Origin of the sequence: Luedemannella flava, assembly GCF_039528515.1 — a bacterium.
Lineage (GTDB): Bacteria > Actinomycetota > Actinomycetes > Mycobacteriales > Micromonosporaceae > Luedemannella > Luedemannella flava.
Map to the genome: position 1 here is coordinate 1 of NZ_BAAALT010000116.1, position 8,082 is coordinate 8,082.

Annotated in this window: 8 protein-coding genes; 3 read left to right on the plus strand and 5 right to left on the minus strand. The window is 73.2% G+C overall.

Going from position 1 to position 8,082, the window contains the following annotated elements:
- Window positions 1–624 (plus strand): helix-turn-helix transcriptional regulator (locus ABD211_RS19245; protein WP_344133543.1); only part of this gene is annotated, 624 nt, incomplete at its 5' end.
- Between the two features lie 256 nt (window positions 625–880).
- Here the strand turns inward: ABD211_RS19245 and lipA are convergent.
- Window positions 881–1,807: a lipoyl synthase gene (gene lipA, locus ABD211_RS19250; RefSeq protein ID WP_344133546.1), complete on the minus strand. Its 927-nt coding sequence runs from the start codon at window positions 1,805–1,807 to the stop codon at window positions 881–883.
- Window positions 1,808–1,983: 176 nt separating this feature from the next.
- On the opposite strand from lipA, the gene ABD211_RS19255 reads away from it, so the two are divergent.
- Window positions 1,984–2,664 carry a hypothetical protein gene (locus tag ABD211_RS19255; protein WP_344133549.1) on the plus strand — a complete coding sequence of 227 codons (681 nt, stop codon included), beginning with the start codon at window positions 1,984–1,986 and terminating at the stop codon, window positions 2,662–2,664.
- 301 nt (window positions 2,665–2,965) lie between these two features.
- A complete protein-coding gene (aspS, locus tag ABD211_RS19260) occupies window positions 2,966–4,267 on the plus strand; it encodes an aspartate--tRNA(Asn) ligase (RefSeq protein WP_344133552.1) in 1,302 nt (433 codons plus the stop codon).
- A gap of 30 nt (window positions 4,268–4,297) precedes the next feature.
- On the opposite strand, the gene lipB is transcribed toward aspS, so the two are convergent.
- From lipB to sucB, 4 genes are all read right to left on the minus strand, one after another.
- Window positions 4,298–4,945: a lipoyl(octanoyl) transferase LipB gene (gene lipB, locus ABD211_RS19265; protein ID WP_344133563.1), complete on the minus strand. Its 648-nt coding sequence runs from the start codon at window positions 4,943–4,945 to the stop codon at window positions 4,298–4,300.
- Window positions 4,946–5,000: 55 nt separating this feature from the next.
- A complete protein-coding gene (locus ABD211_RS19270; RefSeq protein WP_344133555.1) occupies window positions 5,001–5,999 on the minus strand; it encodes a glycosyltransferase family 2 protein in 999 nt (332 codons plus the stop codon).
- A 49-nt stretch (window positions 6,000–6,048) separates the two neighbouring features.
- Entirely contained in the window at window positions 6,049–6,975 is a 927-nt protein-coding gene (locus ABD211_RS19275; RefSeq protein ID WP_344133558.1) for a TIGR01777 family oxidoreductase, read from the minus strand.
- An 85-nt stretch (window positions 6,976–7,060) separates the two neighbouring features.
- Window positions 7,061–8,082 (minus strand): 2-oxoglutarate dehydrogenase, E2 component, dihydrolipoamide succinyltransferase (gene sucB, locus ABD211_RS19280; protein WP_344133560.1); only part of this gene is annotated, 1,022 nt, incomplete at its 5' end.

Below are 8,082 nucleotides of genomic sequence, written 5' to 3' on the forward strand. Positions count from 1 at the left end.
ACGGTCGCCGCCGACGGCTCGGTGCCCGCCGCCGCCGTCGGCGCGCTGCGCGAATGGGTCCGCGGCCTCGCCGGTTCCGTCCCGGCCAACCACCCCGCCGAGCTGGCGTACGCGGCGCAGGTCGCCGCCGAGCTGGCCCCGCCCGCCGAGGCGGATCACGCGTGGCGGCAGGCGGTGGCCGCGTGGCGTCACGACGGCCAGCCGTACCCCTTGGCGTCCGCGCTCGGGCGTCTCGCCGAGGCGGCCGCGGCCGCCGGCGACCGGGCGCCGGCCGCCGGGGCGATCGTGGGGGCCGCCACCATCGCGGCCGGCCTGGACGTCGCGCCGCTACGCGAGCGGCTGACCACGCTGTCGCGCCGGCTCGGCCTGCGCGCGGCGGTCCGTTCCGCCGCCGCCGGACCCGGCGGCCGGGCCGAGGTGCTCACCGCCCGCGAGGTCGAGGTGCTGCGGCTCGTCGCGGCCGGGCACAGCAACCGGCGCATCGGCGACACGCTCTACATCTCGCCGAAGACGGCGAGCGTGCACGTGTCGCGGATCATCGCCAAGCTCGCGGTCGCCAACCGCATCGAGGCCGCCGCCGTCGCCCACCGACTCGGCCTGCTCGCCGAGACGGCGTCGTCCTGACGGAGTGCCCGGCCGCGACCGGCCAAAGCGTTGAGGCGCGTCGTTCCACGATCACTGAATGCGGGGCGAACGCGTAGTCCCGGCGACCCGATAAGCGACAAACCGCCCCTCGCCGGTCGCAAGAGCGGCGTTGCCGGCCCGTCGTGCCGGCGGATGGGCAGGAGCAGCCAACGTTTGGACCACTACGTGTGTCATCGCGCGCCGAGTTCCGCACGTACCTGGCCAAACGTCGGCGAGCGGCCGCAGTGGCCCGGAATCAGCCGCGGGCGGCGACGGCCTGCTGGAAGAGGCGGCCGGCGCGGTAGGACGAGCGCACCAGCGGCCCGCTCATCACGCCCGAGAAGCCGATCTCCTCGGCCTCCTCGCGCAGCTCGACGAACTCCTCCGGCTTCACCCAGCGCTCCACCGGGTGGTGGCGCGGGGTGGGGCGCAGGTACTGCGTGATGGTGATCAGCTCGCAGCCGGCGGCGTGCAGGTCGCGCAGCGCCTGCGACACCTCCGCGCGCTCCTCGCCCAGGCCCAGGATGAGGTTCGACTTGGTGACCAGCCCGGCCGCCCGGGCCTGGGTGATCACGTCGAGGGAGCGCTCGTAGCGGAACGCCGGACGGATCCGCTTGAAGATGCGCGGGACCGTCTCCAGGTTGTGCGCGAGCACCTCGGGGGTCGCGCCGAACACCTCGGCGAGCTGCCCGGCGTCGCCGTTGAAGTCCGGGATCAGCAGCTCGACGCCGCAGCCCGGGAGCAGCTTGTGGATCTGGCGGACCGTCTCCGCGTACAGCCAGGCGCCGCCGTCGGGCAGGTCGTCACGGGCGACGCCGGTGATCGTCGCGTACCGCAGGCCCATGGTGGCCACCGACTCGGCGACGCGGCGGGGCTCGTCGGCGTCGAACTCGGCCGGCCGGCCCGTGTCGATCTGGCAGAAGTCGCACCGCCGGGTGCACTGGTCGCCGCCGATGAGGAAGGTGGCCTCCCGGTCCTCCCAACATTCGTAGATGTTGGGGCAGCCGGCCTCCTGGCACACCGTGTGCAGGCCCTCGCGCTGGACGAGGCCGCGCAGCTGGGAGAACTCGGGGCCCATGGTCGCCTTGACCTTGATCCACGGCGGCTTGCGCTCGATGGGGGTCTCGGCGTTGCGCGCCTCAATGCGCAGCAGGCGGCGGCCCTCGGGGGCAACGGTGGTCACCGCAAAAGCGTACGCCCGCACGGGACGTCAGGACCCGGACCGCGACGAGGCTCACGTTCGCTACCTAGGTAGTCCGCATCACGACCGTTCCCGGACATTCGGCCGTCCAGAGCCCTACCCTGCGCCGATCAAGGACGGCAGCGCCGGCGGGGCGGCGCGTGGACAGGGAGACCACGATGGTCAGGTTCGCGAAGTACGCCCCGGTGCTGGTGCTCTGCGCGGCGCTGCTGGCCGCCTGCGGCGGCGGGGACGACAAGAGGGCCGCCGGCTCCGCGGCGACGTCCGACTCGCCGGCGGCCGCCGCGACCAGCGCCGTGTCCGGTGAGGGCGGCCTCGGTGGCGCCCCCGCGACCAGCGCGAAGCCGACCAGGTCCAGGCCCGCCACGCCGGCGGCCCTGAAGTGCGCCCAGCTCAGGAGCGCCGCCGTGGGGAGCACCACGATCAGCTACAACGGGTACCACGACAGCATCCCGCTCGGCGACGGCGTCTGGTCGGGCGAGGACGGCAACACCGTTACGCTCCTGGAGCCGTGCGGCATCGGCGACCTGACCGGCGACGGCGCCGCCGACGCACTCGGCGTGGTGGCGCTCACCAACGGCGGCACGGGCACCTTCTTCACGCTCGTGGCGTGGCGCAACGTGGGCGGTAACCCGGTCTGCGCGGCCGTGGCCGACCTGGGCGACCGCACCCCCGTCGAGTCGATCACGATCGCCGGCGGCAAGGCCAAGGTCGTTTACCTCACCCGCACCGACGACGCCCCCATGGCGCAGGTGAACCTCCGCCGCACCGCGACCTACCAGCTCGCCGGCGGACACCTGACCGAGATGAGCCACACCGACGCCCCGTATTCCGGGTGACAGTGCTGGTAACTTCGTTCCAACAGCGACGACGGAGACAAGTAGCGCTCCGGACCGCCAGCGAAGAGAGCCACCGGCAGCTGCGAAGGTGGCCTGGCCCCGGTCCGCGAAGACCCTCCTGAGCTGCGGGAAGAACCGCCGACGTTCGGCGTAGTAGACCCCGCCGGCCGGCCCCCGTGATCAGGCGACGATGAAGGCCGCGGCCCGCGAGGGCCGCGGCGAAGGTGTGGTGGCACCGCGAGGTTCCCGCTCGCCCACACCTCCCTGGGGATCGCGTTGCGACAACAGAGGAGGTCCACCAATGCAACGCATCCTGTCCCGTGAGCTCCCCCTGCGCGTGGGGGAGCGGGTCACCATCGCCGGCTGGGTCCACCGCCGCCGGCTGCTCAAGTCCGTGGCGTTCCTCATCGTGCGCGACCGCGCGGGCCTCGCCCAGGTCGTGGTCGCCGAGCCGGCGACCCGCGAGCTGCTGTGCAAGCTCACCGAGGAGACGATCGTCGAGGTCGAGGCCGAGGTGGTCGCGAACGCCGCGGCGCCCGCGGGCGTCGAGCTGACAGACCCGGTGGTACGGGCGCCCGACGGCGCCGCCGTGCCGCCCCCGTTCGACCTGTACCGCCCGCAGCTCACCGCCACCCTGCCGACCATGCTCGACCACGCGGCCGTCGCCCTGCGCCACGGCCCGCGCCAGCAGGCGTTCCGGATGAGCGCGGCGGCGGTGGCCGGGTTCCGGGCGGCCCTGGACAGCGAGGGCTTCGTCGAGGTGCACACCCCGAAGGTGGTCGCGTCGGCCACCGAGTCCGGGGCGAACGTGTTCGCGCTCGACTGGTTCGGCCGCCCCGCCTACCTGGCGCAGTCGCCGCAGTTCTACAAGCAGACGCTGGTCGGCGTGTTCGAGCGGGTCTACGAGGTGGGGCCGGTGTTCCGGGCCGAGCCGCACGACACGGTGCGCCACCTGGCCCAGTACACGTCGCTGGACGTCGAACTCGGGTTCATCTCCGACCACCGCGACGTCATGCGCGTACTCCGGGACGTACTCGCGGCAATGACGGCGAGTGTCGCGCAGCGGGAGGCGGCCGCGGTGGCCGCGCTGGGTCTCACCCTGCCCGACGTTCCGGCCGAGATCCCGCAGGTGCACTTCGCGGACGCGTTGGCGCTGGTCGGCGCGGCGCTGGGGGAGGACCTGTCGGCGGAGCCCGACCTCGCCCCCGCGCACGAACGGTGGCTGGGGGAGTGGGCCCGGCGCGAGCACGGGTCGGACTTCCTGTTCGTCACGGGGTACCCGATGGCGAAGCGGCCGTTCTACACACACCCGGACCCGGCGCGGCCCGCGTACTCGAACGGGTTCGATCTGTTGTTCCGCGGCATTGAGCTGGTCACGGGCGGTCAGCGGCTGCACCGGTATGAGGACTACGTGGCGGCGCTGGCGGCGGCGGGCGAGCCGATCGGCCCCTACGAGTCCTATGTGGAGGTGTTCCGGCACGGGATGCCGCGCCACGGCGGGTTCGCGATCGGGCTGGAGCGGTTCATGATGCGGCTGCTGGAGGCGACGAACGTCCGCGAGGTCACGCTCTTCCCGCGCGACCTGCACCGGTTGACGCCGTAGCGGATAGGAGGGTGGGCCCGGCCCGCCCTCCTATCGCAGCGTGTCGAGGTGGCGCTCCACGACCGGCATCGCCTCGGCCACCGTGACCCGGCGGCCCAGCTCGGCGCTCAGCGACGTCACGCCGGCGTCGCGGATGCCGCACGGCACGATCGCGTCGAACGCGCGCAGGTCGCAGTCGCAGTTGAGGGCGAAGCCGTGCATCGTGACGCCGCGCGCGACGCGGATGCCGATCGCGGCGATCTTGCGCTCGGGCCCGCGGTCGTCGGCCGGCAGCCAGACCCCGCTGCGCCCGTCGACGCGGCCCGTGGCCAGGCCGAACTCGGCGCAGACGTCGATGAGCAGCTGCTCCACCCGGCGCACGTAGCCCACCACGTTGTACGGCTTGCCGAGGCGCTTCTCCGGCAGCGTGAGGATGGGGTAGCCGACGAGCTGGCCCGGGCCGTGCCAGGTGATCTTGCCGCCCCGGTCGATGTCGACGACCGGGGTGCCGTCCAGCGGACGGTCGAACGGCTGGGTCAGCCGGCCCGCCGTGTAGACGCTCGGGTGCTCCAGCAGGACCACCGTGTCGGGGCGCTCTTCGGCGACGACGGCGGCGTGCAGGTCGCGCTGGTCCTGCCAGGCGGTGGCGTAGTCGACGACGCCCGGCCGGATCACGGCAAGGGGCGCCACGGGAAGCACGGTGGTCACCCTGCCAGCCTAGGTCGGCCCGCCCGCGTCGTCGCCGTGAAGGACCTCACGCCACCTCTGCCAGATGCCTCCGGTACCTCTCGACGGTCTCCCGCTCGTACCGGATGCCGGCGGGGCCGACGAGTTCGGTGACGTTCTCCATCAGCCGGCGGGCGATGCGCTTGGCGCCGGCGACCTCCATGGCGTGGGCCATGACCCAGTCGCAGTACATCGGCGACGCCCCGGCGGCCCGCATCTGCTCGACGAGAACGAGGGTCGCGTCCGGCATGCCCTCCATGAGCAGGTGCCGGGCCAGGAAGTCGGTGCCCAGGAGCCACTGGGGCGTGCCGGGGAACAGCTCACGCAGCATCTCGAGCACATCGACGGCCTCCTGCCGGCGCCTCGCGCCCACCAGGCTCCGGCCGAGCTCGTACATCGCGCGCGCGGTCTCGGTCGGGTCGGCCGCGTCGCCCTGCGCGGCCAGCCGGTCGATGACCGCCTGCGCCAGCTCCAGGTTGCGCTCCGCCTTGACCTTGACGACGTCCGCGTCGGCGTACCCGGTGTGGCGCAGCGCCAGCGTGTCAGCGGGCATGACGGCCGCGGTGGTGGGCCGGGAGCGCGGGACGATGTGCTCGTGGAGCTCGCCCTCCCACCTGCATCGCGCGGGCCGGAACAGCCGGTCCGCCCGGTGCGTGTAGGTCGAGTCCTCGTCGAAGTTGGTGATGTCGACGACGTACTGGTCGACGGCCGCGTTGGCCAGCCGCCGGCGCAGCTTCGCCGGGTCGGCCACCGCCTCCTCGTCCGCATCGATGCTGAGCACCCAGGACACGTGCGGGCCGACGTTGGCCAGGGCGCGGTTGCGGGCCACCGCGAAGCTGTTGGGCCACTCGCCGTGGGTCACCTTCGCGCCGTGCTCGGCCGCGATGGTCGGCGTCGCGTCGGTCGAGCCGGTGTCGTGCACGTGGATCTCGTCCACGATCCCCTGCAGGGAGCGCAGGCAGCGGGCGAGGACGTGCTCCTCGTTGCGGACGATGAGAACGGCGGCGAGCCGGGGACTTTTGGCCATGTCAGCCCGATCGGCCGCCGCCCGCCGGCCTTGAGGTTTCCTTGATGGATCACACGTGGGGTAGATCCGCCGGCCGGTCAAGATCCAGCGCGGCACGGAGGGCCTCCCGCAGCGTCGGATGCCGGAACGCGAACCCGGCGTTCGACAGTACCCCCGGCAGCACGCGCTGGCTGATCAGCGACTCGTCGGCGAACCCGCCCAGGGCCGCCCGGAACACCGGCGACGGCACCGTCAGCAGGGCGGGCCGGTGCAGCAGCTCGGCCAGGACGCGGGTGAACTCGGCGTTGGTGTCCGGATGGGGGCCGGTGACGTTCACGGCGCCACCGAGGTCGGCGCGGTCGATGAGGAACCGGACGGCGTCCTCCCAGTCCGTCACCGAGATCCACGGCCACCACTGGCGCCCGGAGCCCAACTTGGCGCCCGCGCCCAGCCGGAAGGGGATGAGCAGCGGCTTGAGCAGCCCGTCGGAGGCGTGCAGCGGCAGGCCGGTGCGCAGCAGCACCACCCGTACGCCCGCGTCGGCCGCCGGCTCCGTGGCCGCCTCCCACAGCTTGCACAGCTCGCTCAGGAAGCGGTCGCCCGCGGGGGCGGACTCGTCGACGGCCGTGTCGCCGGTGTCGCCGTAGAAACCGACGCCGGACGCGTTGAGCAGCACGCCCGGCCGCTTTTCGGCCGGCAGCGCGGCGATCACCCGCGCGAGCGTGCCGGTGGTCTGCACCCGGCTGCGTACGAGCAGCGCCTTGTACCCGTTCGTCCAGCGGCGCGGGCCGACCGGGGCGCCGGCCAGGTTGATCACCGCGTCGGCGCCGGCGAGCGCGGTGGGGGCGAGTTCGCCCTTGTCGGGCCACCACCGGACCTGGTCCGGCCCGGTCGGCGCCCGACGGACGAGGCTCACCACCTCGGTGCCGGTCGTCGCGAAGCGGGCCCGCAACCGGGAGCCCAGGAATCCCGAGCCGCCGGCCAGCACGATACGCATGCGTCCATCCTCGCCTATCCGGGCCGGAGAACAGGACGGGGTGCCGTCGCGTCCGCGACGGCACCCCGCAAGATCCGAACGTTGCCTACAGGCCGAGGTCGTTCTCGAACGCGCCGGCCTCCAGGCGCTCCTTCACCGTGGTGAGGAACTTGGCGGCCGCCGCGCCGTCCACCAGCCGGTGGTCGTAGGAGAGGGCCAGGTAGATCATCGACCGCGGCGCGATGATCTCGCCGAGGTTCGGGTCGTTCACCACGACCGCGCGCTTGACCACCGCCCCGGTGCCGAGGATGGCGACCTGCGGCTGGTTGATGATCGGCGTGTCGAAGAGCGCGCCGCGCGAGCCGGTGTTGGTCAGCGTGAAGGTGCCGCCCGAGATCTCGTCCGGGGTCAGCTTGTTCGTCCGGGCGCGCTCGGCCAGGTCGGCGATGCGCTTGGCGATGCCGGCCAGGTTGAGGTCGCCCGCGTTGTGGATCACCGGCACGATCAGGCCACGCTCGGTTTCCACGGCCATGCCGAGGTGCTCCGCGTCGTGGTACGTGATCGTGCCGGCCTCCATGTCGATGGAGGCGTTGACCTCGGGGTGCACGCGCAGCGCCTCGATCGCGGCCAGCGTCAGGAACGGCAGGAACGACAGCTTCACACCGTGCCGCTTGACGAACTCGCCCTTGGCCTGGTCGCGCAGCTTGGCGATCTTGGTGACGTCCACCTCGACCACCGTGGTCAGCTGCGCGGAGACCTGCAGCGACTCGACCATGCGCTTGGCGATGACGGCCCGCAGGCGGGACATCTTCTCGGTGCGGCCACGCAGCGGGCTCGGCTCCGCCTTGGCGGGCGCGGCCGCCGTCGTGGTCGGGGCTGCGGGCGCGGCGGCGGGCGCCGCAGCCTTCGCTGCCGCGTCGAGTACGTCCTGCTTGCGGATCCGGCCGCCGACCCCGCTGCCGGCGAGGGTGGCCAGGTTGACGCCCTTCTCGGCGGCGAGCTTGCGGACGAGCGGGGTCACGTAGCCGGCGTCGCCGGCGTCCGCGCCGCCGTTGGCCGGAGCCGCCTGCGCGGGCGCGGTGGTGGCCGGCTGCGGCGCCTGACCCTGCGAGACCGGCGCGGCCGGCG